Source organism: Prolixibacteraceae bacterium, from assembly GCA_019856515.1.
GTDB lineage: Bacteria > Bacteroidota > Bacteroidia > Bacteroidales > Prolixibacteraceae > Halosquirtibacter > Halosquirtibacter xylanolyticus.
Genome location: CP082230.1, coordinates 4216157 through 4241064, shown reverse-complemented (window position 1 = coordinate 4241064; position 24908 = coordinate 4216157). Strand labels below are relative to the sequence as shown.

17 protein-coding genes are annotated in these 24908 nt (G+C 38.1%); 8 read left to right on the top strand and 9 right to left on the bottom strand.

What is annotated here, in order from left to right; all coding sequences use genetic code 11:
- Positions 1-10: 10 nt before the first annotated feature.
- The gene (locus K5X82_15545) at positions 11-2149 is read right to left on the bottom strand and encodes a S9 family peptidase (protein QZT36646.1); all 2139 of its coding nucleotides are present in this window, start codon (positions 2147-2149) and stop codon (positions 11-13) included.
- Positions 2150-2684: 535 nt separating this feature from the next.
- Here K5X82_15545 and ccsA point away from each other — a divergent pair.
- The 4 genes from ccsA to K5X82_15525 all read left to right on the top strand — a co-directional run bounded on the left by ccsA (position 2685) and on the right by K5X82_15525 (position 10456).
- Positions 2685-5684: a cytochrome c biogenesis protein CcsA gene (gene ccsA, locus K5X82_15540; protein ID QZT36645.1), complete on the top strand. Its 3000-nt coding sequence runs from the start codon at positions 2685-2687 to the stop codon at positions 5682-5684.
- A 124-nt stretch (positions 5685-5808) separates the two neighbouring features.
- Positions 5809-7581, top strand: coding sequence for a long-chain fatty acid--CoA ligase (locus tag K5X82_15535; protein QZT36644.1), 1773 nt, complete (start codon positions 5809-5811; stop codon positions 7579-7581).
- 35 nt (positions 7582-7616) lie between these two features.
- Positions 7617-9377 carry a long-chain fatty acid--CoA ligase gene (locus K5X82_15530; protein ID QZT36643.1) on the top strand — a complete coding sequence of 587 codons (1761 nt, stop codon included), beginning with the start codon at positions 7617-7619 and terminating at the stop codon, positions 9375-9377.
- Between the two features lie 221 nt (positions 9378-9598).
- Entirely contained in the window at positions 9599-10456 is an 858-nt protein-coding gene (locus tag K5X82_15525; protein QZT36642.1) for an NmrA family NAD(P)-binding protein, read from the top strand.
- Positions 10457-10836: 380 nt separating this feature from the next.
- On the opposite strand, the gene K5X82_15520 is transcribed toward K5X82_15525, so the two are convergent.
- The 3 genes from K5X82_15520 to alaS form a co-directional block, all read right to left on the bottom strand.
- Positions 10837-11130 (bottom strand): hypothetical protein, encoded by a 294-nt coding sequence (locus K5X82_15520; GenBank protein ID QZT36641.1) that lies wholly within the window; start codon positions 11128-11130, stop codon positions 10837-10839.
- Between the two features lie 527 nt (positions 11131-11657).
- Positions 11658-12494 (bottom strand): SEC-C domain-containing protein, encoded by an 837-nt coding sequence (locus K5X82_15515; protein QZT36640.1) that lies wholly within the window; start codon positions 12492-12494, stop codon positions 11658-11660.
- A gap of 14 nt (positions 12495-12508) precedes the next feature.
- Positions 12509-15130, bottom strand: coding sequence for an alanine--tRNA ligase (alaS, locus tag K5X82_15510; protein QZT36639.1), 2622 nt, complete (start codon positions 15128-15130; stop codon positions 12509-12511).
- A gap of 195 nt (positions 15131-15325) precedes the next feature.
- Here alaS and K5X82_15505 point away from each other — a divergent pair, with 195 nt between their 5' ends.
- The 4 genes from K5X82_15505 to K5X82_15490 all read left to right on the top strand — a co-directional run bounded on the left by K5X82_15505 (position 15326) and on the right by K5X82_15490 (position 18918).
- Positions 15326-16297 carry a M23 family metallopeptidase gene (locus K5X82_15505; GenBank protein ID QZT36638.1) on the top strand — a complete coding sequence of 324 codons (972 nt, stop codon included), beginning with the start codon at positions 15326-15328 and terminating at the stop codon, positions 16295-16297.
- A 272-nt stretch (positions 16298-16569) separates the two neighbouring features.
- Complete coding sequence (locus K5X82_15500; protein ID QZT36637.1) at positions 16570-16929, top strand: MerR family transcriptional regulator; 360 nt, start codon at positions 16570-16572, stop codon at positions 16927-16929.
- Positions 16904-18013, top strand: coding sequence for a Nif3-like dinuclear metal center hexameric protein (locus tag K5X82_15495; GenBank protein ID QZT36636.1), 1110 nt, complete (start codon positions 16904-16906; stop codon positions 18011-18013). The genes K5X82_15500 and K5X82_15495 overlap by 26 nt, the downstream gene beginning before the upstream one ends.
- Positions 18014-18129: 116 nt before the next feature.
- Positions 18130-18918 (top strand): hypothetical protein, encoded by a 789-nt coding sequence (locus K5X82_15490; GenBank protein ID QZT36635.1) that lies wholly within the window; start codon positions 18130-18132, stop codon positions 18916-18918.
- A 298-nt stretch (positions 18919-19216) separates the two neighbouring features.
- Here the strand turns inward: K5X82_15490 and K5X82_15485 are convergent, their stop codons facing one another.
- The 5 genes from K5X82_15485 to K5X82_15465 form a co-directional block, all read right to left on the bottom strand.
- Complete coding sequence (locus K5X82_15485; protein QZT36634.1) at positions 19217-20035, bottom strand: esterase family protein; 819 nt, start codon at positions 20033-20035, stop codon at positions 19217-19219.
- A 73-nt stretch (positions 20036-20108) separates the two neighbouring features.
- Entirely contained in the window at positions 20109-20426 is a 318-nt protein-coding gene (locus K5X82_15480; GenBank protein QZT36633.1) for a cation transporter, read from the bottom strand.
- Positions 20427-20444: 18 nt separating this feature from the next.
- Entirely contained in the window at positions 20445-22658 is a 2214-nt protein-coding gene (locus tag K5X82_15475) for a TonB-dependent receptor (GenBank protein QZT36632.1), read from the bottom strand.
- Between the two features lie 282 nt (positions 22659-22940).
- Complete coding sequence (locus K5X82_15470; protein ID QZT36631.1) at positions 22941-23435, bottom strand: hypothetical protein; 495 nt, start codon at positions 23433-23435, stop codon at positions 22941-22943.
- Positions 23436-23598: 163 nt separating this feature from the next.
- Entirely contained in the window at positions 23599-24483 is an 885-nt protein-coding gene (locus K5X82_15465) for an alpha/beta hydrolase (protein ID QZT36630.1), read from the bottom strand.
- Between the last annotated feature and the right edge of the window lie 425 nt (positions 24484-24908).

Below are 24908 nucleotides of genomic sequence, written 5' to 3'. Positions count from 1 at the left end.
GCCTATTGGGTTATAAATTATCAATAAAATAATCAGACACTTTACGCATCAAATGAATACGATCTTTACCTCGAACATTATGAGGTGCGGTTGGATAGACAAAATAATCTAACTGCTTCCCTTCCTTAATCGCTTTACGAAGCATCTTATAACTGTGTTGCATCACAACAGTAGAGTCCATAGCACCATGAATCAAAAGAAGCTTCCCTTTTAAATCTTTTAAGTGGTTGGTCATATTACACTCTTTATACCCTTCTGGATTCTGCTGTGGTGTGTCCATATAACGCTCTCCATACATCACTTCATATAGATTCCAATCTACAACACCACCACCAGATACACCAACTTTAAATACATCAGGATGTCTAAACATTAGGTTCATTGTCATAAATCCACCAAAACTCCATCCGTGAACTCCAATACGAGTTGGATCAACATAAGAGAGACTCTTTAGATAGTCAACCCCTTTCATTTGATCCGCCGTTTCGTTAATTCCTAGATTACGATGAATAACTTGTTCAAAATCTTTTCCTCTATTTGCAGAACCACGATTATCAAGTGTAAATGCAATATAGCCTTGTTGTGCCATATAAAACTGCCACCATCTAGTACTATAGTGCCATCTATCTTGGACCAATTGAGCATGAGGGCCACCATAAACATAGACAACTACAGGATATTTCTTATTCGGATCAAAATCTAATGGTTTGATCATCCTACAGTATAGATCCGTGGTGTTGTCCGCCGCTTTAATGGTAAATACAGACTCTTCACCAATGTTTTTCTTTGCCAATGTATCTTCTGCCTTAAGCATTACTTTAGGCTTCTTATTGCCCCCTATTGTCGTAAGAACCACTTTACGAGGAATATCATGCCTCTCATACACATCGATCATCTGTGTAAAGTTAGCGTTGAATTTAGGAGCGTGCCATCCCATTGTGTCGCTATCCAACTTATCGATCTTCAACGTCTTTAGATTGACACGATATACATTACGAGCCATAGGACTCTCTTTGGTTGCTTGGAAATAAGCATAACGATCTTTGCTATCCACACCATAAAATGATGTAACTTCCCATTCACCTTTAGTTAATTGTTTTAGAAGTTGCCCCTCTTTGTTATACAGATATAGATGGAAGAAACCATCTTTACGTGTCCAACGTATGAAGTTATCTTGGTTCTTCTTTAAAAAGAATAGAGGGTGTAATGGTTCAATATACTTATCGTCTTTTTCTGAAATCAGGGTAGACAGCTTTTCTCCTGTAGCAACATTATACTTATTCCAATGAAGTTCACTTTGGTCTCTATTTACTTCTGCCAAATAGATATACTTACCATCAGGACTCCAAGTTACATTTGTCAAGTAATGCTCAGGATCACCATCAGTCATCAGATATGTCGTCGTCTTAGAGTTTAAGTTATAAACACCTACTTGTACATGATGGCTCTTATGCCCTGCCATAGGATATTTAGTGATTACGGTCTTCTGAGGCTCTTGCATCATATCCACAAGGGTGTAGTCCGCAACCATTGACTCATCTTTCTTATAAAAAGCCAATTTATCAGAAGAGGGAGACCAAAACAGTCCTCTGTCAATACCGAACTCATTACGGTGTACTGTTTTACCACAAACAATACCATTTTGTTTAAAATCAGTTACTGCAACCTTCTCTTTATCGGTTAAGATCCAGACATTATTTTTATAGCTACAAGCTAGCTTACTATTATCTTTGGATAAAAAACTATCTTCCATCCCTTTCGGTAGGTCAATAATAAAATCTATTTCATCATTTAGAATATGAAACTCTTTTCCTTTGTACTTAAATTTTAATGCCGTCGGAGACAACCACTCGATATATGGAAGGCGCTTCATCTCAGCCAACTCTTCGCTTAGTTGATTAAAATAGTTAAGGTCATAACTCTTATGAACTTTCATTGTACGACTATCCTTCACTACCTGCGCTCCTTTTTCCTTCACAGAGTAGTATCGATCAGAACCTTTCACCCACTGTAAATTAGACATATAAGAGGGATAATAATCCGTGTATCGACCAACGATACACTCATCTAGAGATAGGGTGTCCTTTTGTGCCATTACAGGCATAGCATAGATAATCATAGACACAAATAATAGTCTTAATAATTTCATACTTCAAATAGAATTAAAATTTATTTTGCAATACAAACAAATATAACCCATTATTTCATTAAGTATACATACAAAAAGCAGGGATAGATTTTATTTATAAATTACAATACAATACCTTTATACATATATCATACTGAATATTAAGATACAACTTATTTATTTAACATTTTTTTATAACAATATTAAGAACTGATTCATTTTAATTTACTTATTTTGCATAAATAATTCTAAAAATACTTTTAGTTATGAGCAGATTTTTTTATTTTATAGGTTTAATTGTTTCCTATATTGCGACATTTATCTACGCGTTAGTGTCCTAATAAAGAAACAAAGAGAGTCTTAAATAATTCACATTTGTACCATAATTTACAGATTAGATATTTGTCATATGGTCGCTTATTAAACTCCTTAGAGAATTAGCAACTACAACCTTGCTAATTTTTTTCTTTCTTACTCTTATTTATAATTATAGTCTACTACATTTTTTACATGCTTTTGTATCTTTGGAGAACTAAATCTATAGGAACAGAACATAATGAAGGCAGTAATAAAAGCAATAGGCTCAACCACCTTAACCGGTTTTCTCTTTATTCTCATAGCCATGGCATTGGGAATGGCAACCATTGTAGAGACGCTATACGACACAGCGACTGCTCAGATATGGATATATAATGCCACTTGGCTTGAAGTTGTATATCTCATATTCTCGATAAACCTCCTCATCAACATCTTTAGATTTAAATTACTCAAGAATAAGAAAATAGCACTATGGATGTTTCACATATCATTTCTATTGATTATTTTAGGAGGAGCAGCCACACGTTACTTCAGTCACGAAGGCATGCTACATTTAAGGGAGGGAGAAACCACTCATCGCTATTTATCTTCGGATAACACGCTCTCATTAACGGTTGACAATAACACAGAAGAGAGAACCATCAAACTCTCTCCTTATGCCTTTAACCACCACTCCATCTCTTGTGAGGACATAAAAGTTTCCATCTCCAACTACCAAACAGGAGTGGAGAAAACTCTTGAGGCTACACCTAATGGTCAAGGATACTTAAAGTTGATGATTATCCAGAATTTCCATTCCGAGACATCAATCATAGGCCAAGGTGAAGTGATTCATGTAGGCAAACAAACTGTAGGCTTTAGTGCAACAACTCAAAATCCTACTGTCTCCATTCAGAACACTGATAATAAGTTGTCGATAAAAAGTGATGCCTCTATTAGGGTACGAACAATGTCTAAAGACCATCTTTCAGATAATACGATCAAGCACGAACTTCCGCTATTTCCCAAACGAGTTTATCAAATAGATGACCTTCAGATAGTACTAATGGATTATGTACCTAGTGGACGCATCAAAGCAAAGAGATCACAAAATGGAATGTATACGGCTGTTGATGCCACAATATCAACAAAACAGATGAGTAAAGAAGTTACACTCTTCAATATCACAGGATTGCCATTATCTCAACAAAACTTTCTTATTGGTTCCCACAATATCCAAATTGGCTTGGGACAAAAAGAGCGTACGCTTCCTTTTGATTTGAAACTAAAAGATTTCATTTTAGAGCGATACAATGGATCGAATAGTCCTGCCGCTTATAGAAGTATCATGGAACTAAATGACACAAAAAACAACCTGCATAAAGAGGTAGAGATAAGTATGAATAACACGCTCCATCATCAACGTTATCGCTTCTATCAAACATCATATGATCAAGACGAGAAAGGAACGATCCTCACAGTCAACACAGATTATTGGGGAACTCTTATCACCTACCTTGGTTATTTCCTAATGATTTTAGGAATGTTATTGGCGCTATTTACTCCAAACTCTAGGTTCCAGAAATTACTAAAAAGATCTGTTGCACCAGTGCTACTACTGATCACTTTATTGTCCTCTCCCCTCTCTTCGAAAGCAAGCAATTCGAAAGAAGATGTTATTGAAGATTTTAGTAAAATATGGGTACAGAGTCATGATGGCCGAATTAAACCTATAAGTACGCTGTCCAATGACTTTCTAAGAAAAGTGATGTGGAAAACATCTTATAAAGGAAAGCAACCAGAAGAGGTGCTGTTTGGGATTATGGCCAACCCACAAGCATGGAGTCAAGAGAATATTATTAAAGTAACACCATATATTGCAGGATTAATAAATGTAGATAAGAAATATGCGAACTATCAAGATTTCTTCGATACACAAACCCATCGATATAAGCTTATAGAGCTTGTCAATCAAGCATATCAGAAAGCACCCAACCAGAGACACCAGAAAGACAAGGATGTCATCAAGATTGATGAAAGAGTAAACATCTTTAATCTGGCTAGAACACAATCGCTATTAAAAACGTTCCCTTCTAAAGAGAATGTACACTCTCTATGGAAAGCGCCTACGGACTTCACAGATAAAGCAGCGAAGCCAGAACAACTGTTCTTAAGAGGCATATGGGATCTGATCATTAAAGAGTACCAAAACAATAATTACGATAAGGCAATCTACTATCTCAATTCGATAACCACATATCAGAAAAAGAACTATAATGATCTTCCATCAGAGATGATGAATAAGCTAGAACGAAGGTATACTAAATCCAATATCTTCTTAAAGATATTTCCACTATATCTTATACTCGGTTTTGTCTTTCTTTTCATCTGTTTTATCAAGATCCTTGGTAATAGTCCCTACACAAAGCGATTTGAAATAGTACTATTCTCACTTCTTCTGATCCCCTTTCTTCTACATACCGTAGGAATGGTTATGAGAGGGATCATCTCAGGACATATGCCATGGAGTAACGGCTATGAATCGATGCTCTATGTTGCTTGGACCATGATGCTTGCTGGACTTATATTTGCAAGAAAGAATCCTATTATCATTTCAGGTGCAGCATTCCTTACGGGGATTACACTTTTTGTTGCACACTTGAGTTGGATGAATCCTGAAATCACATTTCTAGTCCCTGTATTAAAATCACATTGGTTAACTTTCCATGTAGCGATTATCACTGCCTCTTATGGTTTTATTGGGATATCAATGTTTATCGGAATTGTCAATATGATCCTCTCTTTGATGACCAATTCCAGGAATCAAGATAGAATTAGACAAACGATCCAACAGCTGACCGATATTAACGAAGCAAGCATGATTCTAGGACTATACTTATTGACTATAGGAACCTTCCTTGGTGGGATATGGGCCAATGAAGCTTGGGGACGTTATTGGGGATGGGACCCTAAAGAGACTTGGTCATTAGTCACCATTATCGTATACTCTTTTGTAACTCACATGAGAATGATTCCTGCCTTTAAAGGAGTATTTGCATTCAATGTGGCATCAATATTTAGTTTTAGCTCAATATTAATGACTTACCTTGGTGTCAATTATTACCTTACAGGCCTCCACTCATACGGTTCAGGTGAAGCTGGAAACATCAGCTACTACTCTCTATTAGCAGTTCTTTTTCTTGTTGTTATTTGTGTTATGGCACACAAAAAATATCGCAAATTTCATACTAACCCCTAAGAAATTCGATACTTTCCAAATAACTGTTTGTATATTTGCATAACATTTCGGACACATAACACACATAATCCACTGGTTTTCTGTCTATAATACTTATAGACAGAGGACTGTTATTTTTTATATTATGCAAAAAGTAACACGTACATTCGACATTCTCGATAGGCTAAAAAATGACTTCCCTGAGAAGAAGATGCTTACTGGGAAAAAAGGAAAAGAATGGGTTAGCTACACCACTAGCGAATATATCCAAAAAGTAGATGCACTTAGTGCATCACTTATCGACTTAGGAGTAAATAAAGGTGACAAAGTTGTTACAATAGTAAACAATAGACCTGAATGGAACATCCTAGACATGGCTCTTGCACAAGTTGGTGCAGTTCATGTTCCACTCTACCCAAACCTTAATGAAGATGAATACCTCTTCTTATTAAATCACTCTGAATGTAGCATGCTTATTGTTGGCAATAAAATGCTCTACAGTCGCATTAAAAAGATTTTACCTAATACAAATCAAGAGATTCCAAATCTATTCTCTCTCGATGAGATGGAAGGAATAGAGAGTATAAATACTCTTTTCGAAAAAGGAGAGACACTTCTTCCTCAGATGAGAGAGAAAATCCAATCCATAAAAGACAGCATTCATCCTGACGATATGTTCACCATTATCTATACATCAGGAACAACGGGTGCAGCTAAAGGGGTAATGGTTCCACACCGTGCGATGGTAACAAATGCAATTAATAGTTCTAATTGTCAGCCATTAACAGACCAGCATAAGACCATGTCTTTCTTGCCTCTAAACCACGTGTATGAACGTATGCTCAACTACCATATGCAGTACAAAGGGATAGAAATTTGTTATGCTCAAAATATTGGTACTGTCATTAAAGACTTACAAGAGGTAAAGGCAGATATTTTCACCACGGTTCCACGTTTCTTAGAGAAAGTATACGATGGTATCATGACCAAAAGAAAGCACCTTACAGGCATCAAAGCAAAGATATTTGACTGGGCCATCACTGTAGGTGAAGTATATGACTACGACAAACTAAAGAGTCCTATTTATAAGCTCAAGTTAGGTATTGCACAGAAACTAGTTTTCTCTAAATGGCAAGAAGCACTCGGTGGCAATGTAAAAGTCATTATTTCTGGAGGAGCAGCACTACAACCAAGACTAGCTCGAATATTCTCGGCAGTAGGTATCAGCATCCAAGAGGGTTATGGTCTATCAGAGACAGGACCCGTAATCGCTGTAAATAAATATGAATTGGAAGACCGAATGATTGGGACAGTAGGTCCTGTTCTTGAGGGGGTATCCTGCAAAATAGCGGAAGATGGTGAGATTCTTTGTAAAGGTCCCAATCTAATGCTAGGTTACTACAAAGACCCAGAATATACAGCGGAGGTAGTTGATAAAGATGGATGGTTCCACACAGGAGATATTGGTATTCTTGTTGATGATAAATTTCTTAAGATTACCGATCGAAAGAAATCAATATTCAAACTATCATCAGGAAAATACATTGCGCCTCAAATGTTAGAGAACAAACTTAAAGAGTCTATCTTCATCGAACAGTTAATGATTGTTGGAGAGAAACAGAAGTATGTAGGAGCTGTAGTCTCACCTAATTTCGAAGAACTAACGAGTTGGGCAAAAGAGAACAACCTTACTTTTGATGGGAAAGATGAACTAATTCGCCTACCTGAGGTTATTAAATTTATAACCAAAGAGATTCGTAAGTTCAATAAGACACTTAGCCCGCATGAGCATATCAAGAAAACAGTGCTTGTTGCTGACGAGTGGAACACAACCACCAACGAACTATCTGCAACCTTAAAGTTAAAGAGAGATATCGTTGCGAAGAAATACGAAAAGGAGATAGAGAGTATGTTTTAATATACATTCATCTATTTATATTAATACACGGAGTAATGAGGAAAGTATCAAGAGTATTCGATCTTGTCGATCGATACAAAAATGAATATAGCACGAAAATCAATGCGCTGTGCATCAAAGATCATGGGGAGTGGATCTGTAGGTCATCAGAAGACTATTACAACCTGACCCACCTTCTTGCTTATCAACTCTATCAGAGAGGGGTAAGAAAAGGGGATCGTATCGGTATCATATCAACAAACAGACCTGAATGGTGTCTGATTGATATGGCTATCGGAATGATTGGTGCCATTAATGTTTCAGTCTATACAACTCTTGCAGAAGATGAATATGCATATATATTCAATCATGCGGAGATCAAGATGCTTTTTATCTCTGATAATAAAATACACAAAAGAGTAAAAGATATCGTCCCAGAATCAGCTAAGGACCATATCTTTTGCTTTACTGAAGTAGAAGGAGTTCCATCATGGAAGACTCTCTTTGATCAACAAAAAGAGCCTACACAAGATCAGTTAGATGTGGTTAACAAACAGAAGAAGTTAATTACAGAAGATGACCTTGCAACCATAATCTACACTTCAGGAACAACAGGAAAACCCAAAGGAGTGATGCTAAGTCATAAGAACTTAGTATCTAACTTTGTACAACATAGTCATAACCACAGCTTAGGGTCATCGGCAAAGATCATATCATTCCTCCCTCTATGTCATATCTATGAGAGAAGTATTCTTTACCACTTCCAATACAAAGGGATGGCAATATATTTCGTAGATAATATTGGAAAGATAAGTGCCATGATCAAGGAGGTGAAGCCGCATATGTTCAGCACAGTACCTCGTCTGCTCGAAAGAATTTACGATGGCATTGTCAAGAAAGGAAATGATCTTAAGGGGATACAGAAACGTATTTTTAACTGGGCGTTAAATCTAGGGTTAAAATACGACTTCAATGACAAAGGCTCTCGCTTTTATCGTCTTTCATTGTACATTGCTAATAAGATAGTATTTAATAAATGGAGAGCTGCACTTGGAGGAAACCTAGAGATAATTATTTCGGGAGGCGCTGCACTACAGCCAAGAATCACACGTGTATTTGGAGCAGCCAAAATCTATGCACTAGAGGGGTATGGTCTATCTGAAACATCTCCAGTAATTGCAGTCAACAACATTGTCACCAACGAGTTGATGGTTGGAACCAATGGCCCTATTCTTCCTGGTGTTGAAGTTTCGTTTGCAGAAGATGGCGAGATCCTATGCAAAGGGCCATCATTGATGCAAGGTTACTATAAAGAACCAGAACTAACCAAACAGGTTATTGACAAAGATGGGTGGTTTCATACTGGTGATATAGGGACACTGATCAATGGAATATATCTGAAGATAACCGATAGAAAGAAAGAGATATTTAAACTCTCAGGAGGTAAATATGTAGCCCCTCAAGCCATCGAGAATCTTCTCAAAGAGAGTACACTGATTCAAGAGCTGATGGTGGTAGGTGACAGACAAAAATTCGCAAGTGCACTGATCGTTCCGAACATGGAAGAGGTGCATCTTCTTCTTGGAACAACAGATGAAGACGAAATTGCTGAGAAAAAAGTACAACAAATCATACAAAAAGAGGTTAATCAATATAATAAACGTTTAGGGCAACATGAACAACTTAAACGTATCAAAGTGGTATTTGATCAGTGGAGTTCAACAACAGGAGAACTCTCATCAACACTAAAGTTGAAAAGAAACGTTATATTAGATAAATATAAAGACAAAATAGAAGATATCTTTAGTGGACAATAATACCAATTGCATTTTGAGATGAGTGATAAAAACTCGCGAAGATGTTTTGGTTATACAAAGCAAGAAATGGCAGTATAGGCTTTCCTACGGTGTTTTTTCTTAACAATGTATAAGCAACATAGAGCGTAAAGTCTTAGATCATTTAAAGGTGTAATTGATACAATGTTAGCTAGAGACATTTTGAAGCAGTGTTATAAGAATATTTAAAGAGGGTAGTTCTTGTGAGAGAAAATATATTAATCACCGGCAGTACTGGATTTTTCGGAAGACATCTTCTTTCGCAATGTCAGGAAGCATCTTGTGATAAAAAGAACATTATTGCGGGAGTTCGTAGAGAAAACGAAGCCAAAGTCGATACTCAAATAAGTCAATTTGAGGTCAGACCCTTTGACTTTTTTAATACACACACATTTGAAAAGGCACTTGATGGCATTCAAAAGCTTATACTGATTAGGCCACCAGCACTAAAAAACACAAAGAGATATATTCTACCTCTTATTGAAGTGGCCAAACAAAAGAACATTCAACACATTACGTTCCTTTCTGTAACCAACACAGAAAAGAGCAAAATGATACCACATCTTAGTGTTGAAAAATACATTATTGAATCAGGGATTCCTTATACAATCATTCGTTCTGGGTTTTTCATGCAAAACATCCAACGTCTGAATGGCAATGAGATATCTCTTCATCAGACCATCACAATGACGGCTGGTAATGGCAAAGTTAATTTCACAGATATTCGTGATGTTGTGGATGTTGCATACCGATCATTAGACGATGAGAGTCTACGCAATAAAGAGCTAGAGATTACTGGATCAAAGTGCTACAACTTCTATGAAGTGGCCGAAATGATCTCGAAGAAAATAGGTAAGACCATTAGCTACACCAAGCCATCTGCGATTAAATTCATCAGAGAAAAGGTCAAGGAGAAGTTCTCTATTCAACTGATCATTCAGATGAGCGCAGTGTGTAATCGGATCAAACAAGGAAGAGCTGAATTTACATCTGAAGACTTTATAAAATATATGCATCGCGAACCTAAAACACTCGAAGCATACATCCAAGAGACCTTCTAAACAGGAGGTATATAATTCCATTAAAAGAGAGGTTTGTTATATTGATAGCAAACCTCTTTTATTGTCGATCACCTCCACATAGAGAATCGGGTAGATGGCTGGAAGATATTTAATCTTCCAGTACACCTCCCACACCACCGTACGTACGGGTCTCGTATACGGCGACTCCCTAAATCACGACTTTACTCTCTGATAATAATCACTTAGCGTAATATAGCCTGCCTTCTCCAAATTCTTATTCGTTATAGTCGTTTGTAGAATTGGACTCTTTGAAATGAAATGCGCCAATACTTTTTCCTCGTATTAGCATATTCATACGCTTTGCTCTTCAAAACTCCGATCAAATATGCCGCATGAAATAATGATAATTCGCCATCGGGTTAACACTTACCTTTTCGTAGTTCTGTTATTAAAACTTTTCGATGAAATCTGAGATAATCTTTTAAGGATTCCACCTGCATCTCATCAACTCCATGACTCCCTTTATTTCGATAAACCTGTAAATAAGCCTTATTTAGGTTATCTGATTCTAGGACTCGTTCTAATAAATTATCTGTTGTAATGGTCGTTTTCATAATGGCTTCAGTTATCCCATTGAAAGTGTGCGCTCTTGAGTTATTATCGAGTTCCGCTCTACCTTCACTCAAGTAGCTATCTTCCGATATTTTCTGCATTGATCCCTTCATTAGGTAACAGTCTGTATTATGAACAATTTAAGATTCAGTCCTTCCTGTAAAGTGGATACAGTACTATGACCTCGGCTGACTTCTCACAGTTAACTTTTTGTGAATGGACAGGAAAAAAAATACACTGTATCCATCTGTGAGACCTCCCATGGTAAGGAAATTAACTTTCACTCCATCTATCCGCCACATCTACGGTATAAACTCCGTGTAGAATTCGGACTTCACTTTGTTTGGCAAGCTTATCCAGTTATATACCGCCTAATGAGATTCGTATACCTCGGATCAGAGTTTTGCATACGGCTTCCTTCAGGTTATACCTCACGATAAGCACCCTTGCCTTCTGCTAGGTGGTTGGCTCTACAAACCTCCACTACGGACTTGCACCGATTAGTTAATTTACATGCATGGCACACCAAAAAAGAGAGGCAAATAACATCTGCCTCTCTTCGTTGTATTTTATGTATTAGAGTTATTCGAAACAATTGAAGAATCACCTCAAAATAGAATGGGGATTATTAACTATTCAAACAACACTTCTTATATTTCTTTCCCGAGCCGCATGGACAAAGATCATTGCGACCTACTTTAGATAAGTCCATCAAAGAAGGAGCTTCTTGCTCAATAAACATAGGCTCCAATCCCTTATAATGAGTCTCCCAATCTGGTCGCATCTCATAGAAACATTGAGGCTGAGCCTCTTTACCAAAGAGCGATAAAGCATATTTATACTCTTCAGCAGTATGAAAGTCATCACTCCCCTTCTTATGGTTAGAGCCATGCTTATCACTCCACTCTTGGATCTTATCTTTAGCCCAACCGTAGCCCTTTTCTGCCAACAACACAGAGAACAAAGACTTTCTATCGATCGATGTATCTAACAGCGCCAAAACCTTCTTCTGTTGCTCCTCTGTTGTAATATAAAAAGCAGCCTCATATAGATACATATAAGGAGGCTTAGGATCTTCAATAGTCAATGCCTTCTTTATCGCATCCAAATAACGATCTACCGCCTCTTGGAAATGAGATGACGTGGCTCCAACAAGATACAGCAACTGCTCATTTAGCATATCCCAATCAGGGATCGCCTCTGTAGAGTATAACTTTGCAATCCACTCAGTCAACTCCAAAGAGAGGTGCTTCTCCGCTACCACAGCATACCATAATGCTGCATGATAAGTTTGCGTCGAACTATTACCAAGGATCACATCTTCATTATAAGCTCTCTTTATTCGCTCAATAATCTGAAGTGACACCTCTGTATCATTTTCCAAATTCTGCAGATACCTAATGGCATCATAAGGAATACCATAACGTTGGCTATCCAATATCTCGAAAGCACTTTTCTTATCCATCTTTACAGTGAGTTTTACTTACAAACAATGGCTACTGCATCTGCAATAGCTTCTGGTAATCCAGCTACATTCTTACCACCTGCGGTTGCAAAGAAAGGCTGACCGCCTCCACCACCTTGGATTTTCTTAGCTACTTCACGGATAATCTGACCTGCATTAAGACCTTTATCTTTCACCAAATTATCAGAAATCATCACTGTCAAGTTTGGTTTTCCACCAAGATCTGCTCCCACAATAAAACAAAGATTATCAAGCTCCCCTTTTAATTGGAAAGCAATATCTTTCAATGATCCTGCAGAATCCACAGCAACAATACCTTCAATCAGGTTCATTCCGTTCACCTCTTTCACAGAAGCCAATAGCTCTCTCTTCACCTTCTGGGCCGCTTCTTTCTGAAACGACTCAATCATCTTAGCCGTAGCCACTTGTTCATCCAACAAGTTCTGAAGCGCAGTGGCCACATCCTTTGGATTATTAAGTAGTGCTTTCACCTCTTTCAGAATCGCTGATTGCTCTTCGTGGTAAGCCTCTGCCCTCTTAGCCGTAATAGCTTCAATACGACGAACACCTGCCGAAATTGACGATTCAGATACCACAACCAAAGAACCAATCTGTCCTGTAGAAGCAGTATGTGTACCACCACAAAGCTCAATACTCTCACCGAACTTAATCACACGGACATCATCTCCATACTTCTCGCCAAATAGCGCTATCGCACCCATCTTTTCAGCTTCACTCATAGGAATAGAACGAAACTCTTCTTGAGAGAAGTTGGCACGAATCATCTCATTTGCCACCTGCTGAATCTGAATCAACTCTTCATCTGTCACTTTCTGGAAATGAGAAAAGTCGAAACGCAAATTCTCTGCTGTAACCAACGATCCTTTTTGCTCCACATGTGTACCTAACACTCTACGTAAAGCATGATCTAGAATATGAGTCGCCGTATGGTTATTTGCAATAGCCAAACGAGCATCCATGTCCACCACGCCTACAAATTGTGCTTCCACATTCTCAGGAAGTGTCTCCATGATATGTACCGTTAGGTTATTCTCCTTTTTGGTATCTACCACACTATACTTGGTGTTATCCACCTCAATATATCCTGTATCACCTACCTGTCCTCCGGACTCACCATAAAAAGGAGTCACATCAAATACCACTTGATAGAATGATTTCTTTTTCTGTTTTACTTGTCTGTAACGCAAGATATGCAATGCTGTTGTAGTTGCATCATATCCGACAAACTGAGAATCCATCTCATCGCTTACAAAAGTCCAATCCGAAAGCTCCTGAGAAGCTGCATTACGTGATCTACTCTTTTGTACTTCCATTGCCTCATTAAAACCGGCAATATCCACCCCCATGTCATTTTCACGAGCGATTAACTCGGTCAAGTCCAATGGGAAACCATAAGTGTCATAAAGTTCGAATGCAACAGTTCCTTTTACCACCTTATCACCAGTAGTTTCAGACTCTTTCACAATACGATCTAACAGACGAATACCAGTCTCTAGTGTTCTCAAGAAAGCATCTTCCTCCTCTTTGGTAACCTTCATGATAAGATCCTTCTGTTGAACGATCTCAGGGAAAGCTTCTCCCATCTCTTCAGATAGGTTGTCCACCAACTCAAACATGAAAGCTTTTCTAAATCCAAGGAACGTATAACCGTAACGTACCGCACGACGCAAGATACGACGAATAACATACCCCGCTTTATTATTTGAAGGTAACTGTGCATCTGCAATAGCAAAAGCAACCGTACGTATGTGGTCACTAATAACACGCATCGCGATATCCACCTTCTCATCTTCTCCATATTTCTTACCCGACAGAGCCTCTAGCTTGCCAATAAGTGGAGTAAACAAATCTGTATCATAATTTGATTGCTTTCCTTGCAACACCATACAAAGACGCTCAAATCCCATTCCAGTATCCACATGGGTTTTAGGAAGAGGCTCTAACGATCCATCTGCTTTGCGGTTATATTGCATGAAAACCAAGTTCCAAATCTCAATCACTTGAGGATGATCTTGGTTCACCAAATCCAAACCATCGACTTTCGCTCTATCCTCATCCGAACGAATATCAATATGAATCTCCGAACATGGACCACAAGGACCTGTCTCTCCCATTTCCCAGAAATTATCTTTCTTATTTCCATTGATAATGCGAGATGCAGGAAGATGATTCTCCCATAGATCATATGCGCCTTGGTCAAAAGAGACACCATCCTCTTTCGATCCTTCATAAACCGTTACATAAAGACGATCGGCAGGAACACCAAATTTTTCAACCAACAGTTCCCATGCCCAGTTAATGGCATCTTCTTTGAAGTAATCTCCAAAAGACCAATTCCCTAGCATTTCAAACATGGTATGGTGGTAGGTGTCATGGCCTACCTCTTCCAAATCGTTATGTTTTCCAGAAACGCGCAAACATTTTTGGGTATCGGCGACTCTAGAAGATTTGGCGGCGGAGTTACCTAGAAAGATATCCTTAAATTGGTTCATCCCAGCATTGGTAAACATCAACGTCGGATCGTTTTTTACCACCATCGGTGCCGATGGCACAATCTCATGTCCTTTTGAAGCAAAAAAGTCTAAAAAGGTCTGCCTAATCTCTTTTGAATTCACGATACTATATTTTTGATTAAAATTATCTTTTCTATCCTTTTAATATTCCATTAATTGGGGATGTCAACATAATGAAGAATTATTTTTATTACATTTGCCGACAGACGATAAAAAACGGAATATTACTCTAAGTTTGCAAATTTAGATTATTTCGGTAACAATATTCAATAGAATACGATAAAAATCATTCGTTACATGGCCAATGATAATTATAGGTTTAATCCAGAAACGCTAAGCTACGATAAGGTAGAAATCAATTTTAAGGAACGTGCAAAGAAAATTGCTTCATTCCTTGGAACTAGTTTCCTCTTTGCCCTAGTTATATCCTTTCTGACCACAAAACTCTTACAGTCAAGCAAAGAGATAGACCTTATCAAGGAAAATGACAATCTAAAACATCAGTTTGTTTTAATGAATAAGGATATGAAACAGATGTCCGGCATTCTTAAAGACATTCAATATAGAGACAACAACATCTACCGTGTTGTTTTCGAAGCAGAACCTATACCATCAAAACTTCAGCAAGTCAATTTTGACGACATCAATAAATTTGCTGAACTCTCTAGTGTGGATGATCAAAAACTTGTGGACGAAACAACAGCAAAGATAAATACACTCTACAAACAGCTATACATTCAATCTAAAAGCTATGACGAAGTACTCGACATGGCGCTCAACAAAGAGAAGATGTTAACCTGTATTCCATCAATACAGCCTGTAGCCAATAAAGATCTTAAAAGAGTTGCATCTGGTTGGGGTATACGATTTGACCCAATTTATAAAATTCCGAAATTCCATTATGGAATGGACTTTGCGGCACCTATTGGCACTGAAATTTTCTCCACAGGAAATGGAAAAGTAACCAAAGTGATTAAGAGTAAAGTAGGATATGGGCTTCACGTCTTAGTTGATCATGGATTTGGTTATGAAACGCTGTATGCTCATATGAGTAAATTCAATGTCAAGAAAGGTCAAAAAGTACATAGAGGAGATGTAATTGGATATGTTGGAAGTACAGGAAAATCGACAGGTCCACACCTTCACTACGAAGTACATAAGAACAAAAGAGCTGTAAACCCTCAAAACTTCTACTTCCAGGATTTAACCCCAGAGGAGTACGAAAAGATGATCGAATACTCTTCGAACATGGGACAGTCATTTGACTAATACTTACCTATTGAATTATGAAATAAGATATAAGGCTCACGAATATCTTTCTCTTCAATAAAGCAAAAGAGTAAATTCTAGCCTTACCTATGGCGACAATTATCTATGTCGTAGAAACATAATAGAGTCATAGGAGACCCCTCATTTACATATAGTATTGACACAACACTCATTTGACATCCTATAGTCTTGAGTATCTCATCTTTGTATTGTACCTTTACAAGGCATGATACCATGCTCGATACTGAAACATTCACAAAGGATGAAACCTTATGAAAGATTTAAAGACGTATTATTCTATTGGTGAGGTAGCAGAGATGTTCAATGTAAATGTCTCTCTTATACGTTATTGGTCCAATACGTTTAAACAGATACAACCACACACCAATAAAAAAGGGAATCGACTTTTCACTCCTAAAGATCTCGAAACTTTAAAGCTCGTCTACCACTTCGTTAAAGAGAAAGGAATGACTCTAAAAGGGGCACAACAAAAGCTAAAAGAGCAATACCAAGGAGAAGATCCCAACCTTGAAGTCATCAGTCGACTTCTTAAAATCAAAGAACAACTCGTAAACCTACGAGATCAACTAGACAAAAAAGAGAGTAATGATCAAGATACAGCAGATAATTGATACCATAGAAGCCGTAGCTCCACTACATCTACAGGAGTCATACGACAATGCCGGGTTAATCATTGGCGACCCCAACCAAGAGGTAAAACAAGCTATTATCACCCTAGATGTAACCGAAGATATTCTCGACGAAGCCATCGCTACAGGGTCTGACATAGTTATTGCCCACCATCCGATAGTATTCTCTGGTCTGAAGAAGATCAATGGAAAAAACATGGTAGAGAGGTGCGTCCAAAAGGCCATCAAAAATGATATCGCAATCTATGCCTCCCACACCAATCTAGACTCTGTTTGGGGAGGAGTAAACAGTAAGATAGCAGATAAGATAGGCTTAATCAACCAACAAATTCTTCGACCTAACTATAACCCAATATTCAAATTCACCACCTTCATCCCGAAGACACATATCGATCAAGTTATCGAGAAACTATCAGAAAAAGGCTTTGGTAGAATTGGGAACTACGACAGTTGTAGTTTCACCACGGAAGGTACAGGTCAATTTCGACCTCTTGATGGAGCAAAACCATACATTGGACAAACAGACCAATTGGAAAAAGTGCAAGAGATTCGTTTTGAATGCACCCTTAAATCAACTGAGCTAACCGCTTTCATCCAAACACTCAAAGATGCACATCCATACGAAGAGGTCGCTTACGACATCATCGAAACCACCCAGAAAGAAGCGACATCTGGATTAGGAATGGTGGGAGATCTACCTGAAGCAATCAACACCCAAACATTTCTCCAACAGCTTAGTGACACATTTGAAATTCCAGTGATTAAACACTCCAATATATGTCATGAAAAGATCCAAAAGGTAGCACTTTGTGGAGGTGCTGGAAGTAGTTTCCTCAAGGACGCAATAAAACATAAAGCAGATATCTATATTACTGGAGATGTCAAATACCACGATTTCTTCAATGCCGAAGAGAAGATAATCTTCGCAGACATCGGACATTTTGAGAGTGAACAGTTTACTAAAGAGGTTTTTTATGAAATACTTACAAAAAAAATCCCTAACTTTGCAGTTCGAATGTCGGCAATTTCATCTAATGCAGTGAACTACTACATCGGAAAGTCGTAACATTCTGAAATACAACTGAATTAAAGTAGAAAACGTTTTATTAAGACACCACTCGCTTGAACGGTTAAGATCAACCCTGAGAGTCAAGTGCGGTCGGAAATATAAATAATTTAGAGATGAATCCAAATACAAGACCTGGAGAAATAGACATGACGGTTGAAGAAAAACTAAAAGCTCTTTATGAGCTACAATCTGTAGTTTCTGAAATTGACAAAATCAAAACTCTTCGTGGGGAACTTCCTCTAGAAGTCGAGGATCTAGAAGACGAACTAGCTGGTCTTGAGACTCGTATCACTAAATATAAGGATGAGGTAAAGAACCTAGATACAGCAGTTGCAAACAAGAAGAATGCCATCAAGGATTCTCAAGAGCTAATCAAGAAGTATACTGAGCAGCAAAACAACGTTCGTAACAATCGTGAGTTTGACTCTTTGTCTAAAGAGATGGAATTCCAAACACTAGAGATTGAACTTGCAGAGAAAAGAATCAAAGAGTTCAGTGCAGATAACAAAATCAAATCACAACAGATCAAAGAAGCGAAACTACGTTTCGATGATCGTAGTATCGATTTGAAGAACAAACGTAAAGAGCTTGAAGATATCTCTTCTGAAACAGCAGTAGAAGAAGAACTTCTTGCGAAAAAAGTGAGCAAGATCGAAAAGACAGTAGAAGAACGTCTTCTAACTGCATTCAAACGTATTCGTTCTAATGCTCGTAACGGATTAGCTGTTGTTTCTGTACAACGTGACGCATGTGGTGGATGTTTCAACAAAATACCACCTCAAAGACACTTAGATATCTCTTCTCGTAAGAAGATTATCGTTTGTGAGTACTGTGGACGTATCTTAGTTGACAAAGACATTCTAACTTCATTAGAAGATCTTGTAACTTTAGATCAAGAGTAGAACTCTAAATACAACAATATAAAGAAGAGCCTGTTACATTATTGTAATAGGCTCTTTTTTTATACCCAACGATCCCATTACATATGAAAGGGGTAACAATGATTAAAAAAGTCCACTTTTTCATCTCACAATTCACTCCAAACAAACCATAACTAATACATCACCCTCTAACATTATTAATGGTATAATAGCTAAAGAATGTGTTCACAATAGGTCCAATGGTACTAAGAACAGCAAAATAATATCAATTGAATGATAAAATACAATTGGTATTATTGATCAAAAATACGAAATGCCATTACTTCTTGGATTCGAAATAATCATTCATAAATAGCATCTGATACTTGATGGCATTTCTCCAATAGTTCCAATTATGCTTTCCTGGACGAACAATAAAATCATGAGGTATATTACAGTGGTCTAGTCGCTCATGAAGGGCTTTATTTACAGGAAAAAAGAAGTCATCTTTTCCACAATCGATCATAATACTTAAAGAGTTCTTCGTCAAAAGATACACTTGATCCATCACTGTATTACGTTCCCACACCTCTCTATTCGAAGCATAATCACCCAAACGTTTTGAGATATTCCAATTCAAAGGAAACGGCGTAAAATCAACACCCCCGCTCATACTTCCTGCCGCTCCCCAAATATCTTGGTGACGAAAAGCAAGATAGAGAGCACCATGTCCTCCCATACTCAACCCAGTGATCGCCCTTCCTTTTCGATCTGCAATCGTAGCGTAATGGCTATCTATATAACCGACAAAATCCTTCGACACATACGACTCATATTGCATTGTTTCATCCACAGGGCTATCAAAATACCAGCTGGTATGACCACCATCAGGACAGACAACAATCATATCGTAATGATCTACATATGATTTTAATTTAGGACATTTGTTTACCCATGCCTTATAATTATCCGAAGCACCATGTAGAAGATACATGACTGGATATCTCTTTGAAGTAGTGTAACTATCCGGGAGTATCACTACACCTGAAATCACTTTTTTCATCTTTCGGGCTTTCACTTGAATGGTATCTACCCGAGCAGCATGTAGGGAGAATAGTTGTGTCATCAACACAACCAGCATTAAAAATTTAGTCTTCATGGTCTATTCAGTTAAAAAAAATGTTCCTACAAAATAGTAGAAACATTTCTGAATACAGCGATATATTGGAATTTTATTTCTTCTTATCACCACAGCAGCTTTTCTTCAACTCCGCATCATAACCAAGCTTCTCGATGGCACTCTCCAACTTCTTACAGTCGGTTTTATCTTTACGGAAAGTGACTTTCACCTCTTTGGTTTTAATATCCACCTCCACATTCTTAACCCCTTTTTCGTAAGGGATATTCTTCATGATCGTCTTCTTGCAGTGATCACAATCAATAGAACAGACGTAAGTCACCGTTTCAACTTTCTTCTCACTCTTTGCCATAGCAGGAGTAAAAATTGCAAATAAAAGGAACAGCGGTAATAATAATTTCAAAGTTTTCATCGTAAATCGTATTATTGGTTAATAATCAAATGCATACTTAATACCGAAATAGAACATACGTCCATATATCGGTCCCCAAACCTGAGATGAATCAAAATCTTTAGTGAAAGGAGCATCTGCAGCAATAATTGGGTTATCTTGGGTATAGTTCGCAAGATTCTCCCCTCCTACGTAAAAACTCCAAGCTTTATAATTCTTCGTTACCTGTGCCATCAACATAGTATATGGCTTCGACTCACTCGGTTGTTGATAAACAGGATCACGTCCTTCAGAGGTAGGCAACGACTGTACTCCGTTAAATTGAGCCGTTAAATCAAATTGCCACTTCTTCATATTCGTACTATACGAAGCGGAAACCAAACCTTTATATTTAGCCATCAAAGGCATATCTGACAGACCACTCTTCTCGAAAGTCATCTCCACATCATTAATTCTAAATGCAGCAGTCAACTCAAAGCGATCAAATGGCTCATAACGTGCTTCAACCTGAAAACTATTAGAGAAGCTACGTCCATCCAATGCATACACATATATGTCATATGCCGATTGGGTAGGATCAATCACCATCTGGTTCTTAAACTCTGTACGATAGTAGTCCAAAGACAGCGTCAATGGCTTGTCCCATAGATGCCAGTTATTTATCAAGCTCGCACCAAAATTCCAAGCCTCCTCTTGTAGAGGCTCTTTCTGCGCAAAATGCCAAGCACGAGAAGATGCCAAATAGCGTGTATTTTCAGCAATCACCTGTGGCGTTCTATACCCTTTACCCGCCGACAATCTCAAAGTAGATGCTTCGGTGAAAGCCCAACGAAGATGAAGACGAGGCGTCCAATAACTCCCATGAAGAGAGCTATGATCATATCGTAATCCAGCAAGCACCGTAATGTCCTCCGTAGGAGTATAAGTATACTCAAAGAAAGCCCCCATCACCTCCTCATTGAAACCCACTTTCTGTAGGTTATCTTCTCCAAGAAACTGAACTTGATTGTTGTTGCGATCATTCACATAGTTAACCCCTGTAGTATAGTTATGGTTGGTATTAAAAAGATAAGACTGGTAGATTGCAGAACCATAGATATTCTGTTGATCCACATCATAAAGCTGTCGACCATAAAATGAGTCACGAGTATATCGATCCCACTTCGCCACAATACCAAGGCTCGTAGATGGACGATCAAAGATAAAACCGAGTTTAGAATAGGCATTCATCTTCTTCGAGTCAATACCAATACCGTAAGCACTCTGATCAAAAGGAGAGACATCACTATTAAAAGTGGTTTGTCCCCCATCTCTACTCTCATCGAGATAGCTCCATCCAAATTTCCAATTAATAAAATCAGACTTATATTTCCACTTATTATAGAAGTTATACTGTCGTGTTACAGGACGATCAAGAAAGCCATCACTGTTGTTATCCATCTCTCGGAAAGTATCTTCATAATGACCAAAGAATCCAGTACTCCAATGGTCATTCAATTTCATCGCGTAGTTGAAATTCCACTCCATCTTTCCATCTTGATTTCCGTACATATAGAACGACCCTTTCTCTTCGCCATCAGGCTCCTTCAGCTCCACATTAATCTGTCCCGTCATCGACTCCGCACCACTCTTCACCGCCGCAGTACCTTTAGATATCTGAATAGATTGCATCCATGTACCCGGAATATATTCTAACCCATAGCTATTTTGGGCACCACGGAGTGCTGGAATATTCTCCACCATCATCTGCGAATATTTACCCGAAAGCCCCAACATCTTTATCGTTTTAGCTCCTGAAACGGCATCCGCAAAAGAGACATCCACCGATGCATTGGTTTCGAAACTCTCCGAAAGATTACAGCAAGCACATTTGGTTAGTTCTGCACCCGTAAGCTTCTGTGCTTGAATCGGTGCAACACGAGAAAAAGAGGTCGATGCCCTTCGCTTTGCCACTGTAACCTCCCCTAAGCTCTCGCCAGAGACCATCTCAACAACAATACCATCGATGCTCTTAGGTACGACACTAATGCTTTTATACCCGACATAACTAAACAACAAAGGGGTTGATGTGTCGGTGGCACTTAACTCAAAATTACCATCAAAATCGGTTACCGTACCGTGGGTTGTTCCTTTCAAAACAACATTCACACCAGGAAGTGGGCTCGCTTTCCCGTTGCGATCTAATTCCACCACTTTTCCTTTATAATTTACTGCATAAACAACAGTAGAGAGTGCAAAAAACAAAACACTCATAATTATACGATTCATCATCATATATAGATCAATAAAAGTTTAAAACTTCTGAATCCATATTAGACACCATGTATCCTATTCTTATAGAATAGGTCTCTTAATGTTTCTACTGAAACATACGTACTTATTCCCATTCCCTATTTCACTATGAAAATAGAGACGAATATGAAACATAGAATCATTAGAATCTAATATGGAGTAGATTTTAATAACACGCAGACCATTTCAAACTTATGTAATGCACAGCATACACAAACAACAATGGCTTATAAACGGTAAGAATTAAACTTTTAAGCAATCTAGCTTTAGCTTACACAAGGACATGCACAAAGAGAGGTTGCCCTGAAGTATTTGTAGATTAACAGGGTCAAAGAGAGCTTCATCAACCACACCAACACCTGTCCATCTATCTACATCTAATCGTGTGGTTTGATCTGCTGCATGCTTCAATAACAGATGAAGTACAGGCACTCGTAGTTCTGTGCGATCTTGAATAGTTAAAAGCAAATCATGCTTTACAAACATATGGTCCACCACACAACAAGAAGAGAGATCTTCGCTGTGAAAGTCACAACAATTCGCACTATGAGAATGCGAATCAGTAGCATGGTGATGATCACACGACTCATCCTCGTGCCAATTATCGGGATACAGCAGTGCGTAGTCCGATTGATTATGTTCGAAACAGTGATGAAAGAACATATTGATTCCTGTTGATCCGAATAAACAGATCACCATCATCGATACGCTCAATATTTGTAACAATACTCTTCTCATCAAACATAAAATTTGTTTACGAACAGAACAAAAATAGAAAAAAATCAGAAACAAACACAAATAAACCGTCAAGTATCGCAATAAAAATGGTTCCTAGAATCAAGAAATAGAGTCTATTGAACATCTAATTATATAGATAGTAGATATAACACCTCCTCTCATGCTACCTATCCGAAACATGATCATCCAACCAGCGAACCAACAAATCCATCCAATGATCTACACTTAAGCCTCTCTGCTTCGTACCAAAACCATGCCCTCCCTTAGGAAATATATGCATCTCAGAGGAGATACCAACCACCTTGAGACGGCGATAATAGGCGATACTATTTAAAGACGAAACCACCCTATCGTCATCAGCATGAAGAATAAAAGTGGGTGGGGTATCCTCTCCTATCGACAAATCATTAGAGAATGCTTTAATCTGCACATCGGTAGGATGCAATCCCAAAAGATTCTTGCGCGAACCTCGATGTGTAATAGACTCCTCCATCGAAATGACAGGATAAATCAATATTGAGAATGCAGGTCGACAACTCACCTGTGCCGTTTGAGGGTCTCCATCAAATACAGGATCATCAAAATGAGTAGAAGCAGTGGATGCCAAGTGTCCTCCAGCGGAGAATCCCATCACACCAATCTTATCCGCATCAATACCCAATACAGAAGCCTTCACTCTCATCAAACGCAATGCCTGCTGCACATCACTCAATGGGACATGAGAACGTCCATAAGGAAGCCTGTACTTAAGGACCCAAACAGTATACCCCTGTTTGGTAAGTAACTCTGCCACCTTTGTCCCTTCTAAATCGATAGCAACCTTAGCATAACCACCACCAGGGCATATAACAACACCGACGCCATTGGCTTTAAAAGGTCTATATTCAACGTAATAAGATTCATCATTTGAAATAAGACCTGAAAGCTTCACCTTATTATACAAGACAGACGATTCATTGTACTTATCTGCACTCCATAAACTATTCTTTTGTGCCAAACCAACCTTAACAACAAACAGGATTGAAATGACTAATAATAATTCTTTCATAATGATGTTTTATTGTATAAGTTTATCATTCAAAATAGATACTATCTAACAGAACAATAATACAAAAAATCATAACATAACTTGACAAAATATTCATCCATTGTACGATACTACTCTAGTTGGAATTGCTACATTTGACTGGATATAATATTAAGCCCTTATTCTTTGGGAGGGGAACTGTAGCACATCATTGCAGCAAAGTACATGGATTATATTGAATAACTCGACCTGTTATTAACCCGACGACAGTATTTCGATAAATTAATTTTAGCAAATATCACATAATCAATGACATATATTTTGTGTGGTATCGTTCTATTGACGTCGGGTTAATAATATCGGTCGTGGAGACCTCTTCTAATGATGTCAATGAATCTTATATGGTAACGCTTCATTAATTACTATAACATAAAAGCTGTTCCTCT

Coding starts and splice junctions, on each gene's coding strand:
- K5X82_15520 (QZT36641.1), bottom strand. CDS start 11,130: ATGCAGAAAATATCGGAAGATAGCTACTTGAGTGAAGGTAGAGCGGAA.
- K5X82_15545 (QZT36646.1), bottom strand. CDS start 2,149: ATGAAATTATTAAGACTATTATTTGTGTCTATGATTATCTATGCTATG.
- ccsA (QZT36645.1), top strand. CDS start 2,685: ATGAAGGCAGTAATAAAAGCAATAGGCTCAACCACCTTAACCGGTTTT.
- K5X82_15515 (QZT36640.1), bottom strand. CDS start 12,494: ATGGATAAGAAAAGTGCTTTCGAGATATTGGATAGCCAACGTTATGGT.
- K5X82_15535 (QZT36644.1), top strand. CDS start 5,809: ATGCAAAAAGTAACACGTACATTCGACATTCTCGATAGGCTAAAAAAT.
- K5X82_15505 (QZT36638.1), top strand. CDS start 15,326: ATGGCCAATGATAATTATAGGTTTAATCCAGAAACGCTAAGCTACGAT.
- K5X82_15490 (QZT36635.1), top strand. CDS start 18,130: ATGAATCCAAATACAAGACCTGGAGAAATAGACATGACGGTTGAAGAA.
- K5X82_15465 (QZT36630.1), bottom strand. CDS start 24,483: ATGAAAGAATTATTATTAGTCATTTCAATCCTGTTTGTTGTTAAGGTT.
- K5X82_15495 (QZT36636.1), top strand. CDS start 16,904: ATGATCAAGATACAGCAGATAATTGATACCATAGAAGCCGTAGCTCCA.
- K5X82_15485 (QZT36634.1), bottom strand. CDS start 20,035: ATGAAGACTAAATTTTTAATGCTGGTTGTGTTGATGACACAACTATTC.
- K5X82_15470 (QZT36631.1), bottom strand. CDS start 23,435: ATGAGAAGAGTATTGTTACAAATATTGAGCGTATCGATGATGGTGATC.
- K5X82_15475 (QZT36632.1), bottom strand. CDS start 22,658: ATGAGTGTTTTGTTTTTTGCACTCTCTACTGTTGTTTATGCAGTAAAT.
- K5X82_15480 (QZT36633.1), bottom strand. CDS start 20,426: ATGAAAACTTTGAAATTATTATTACCGCTGTTCCTTTTATTTGCAATT.
- K5X82_15530 (QZT36643.1), top strand. CDS start 7,617: ATGAGGAAAGTATCAAGAGTATTCGATCTTGTCGATCGATACAAAAAT.
- K5X82_15500 (QZT36637.1), top strand. CDS start 16,570: ATGAAAGATTTAAAGACGTATTATTCTATTGGTGAGGTAGCAGAGATG.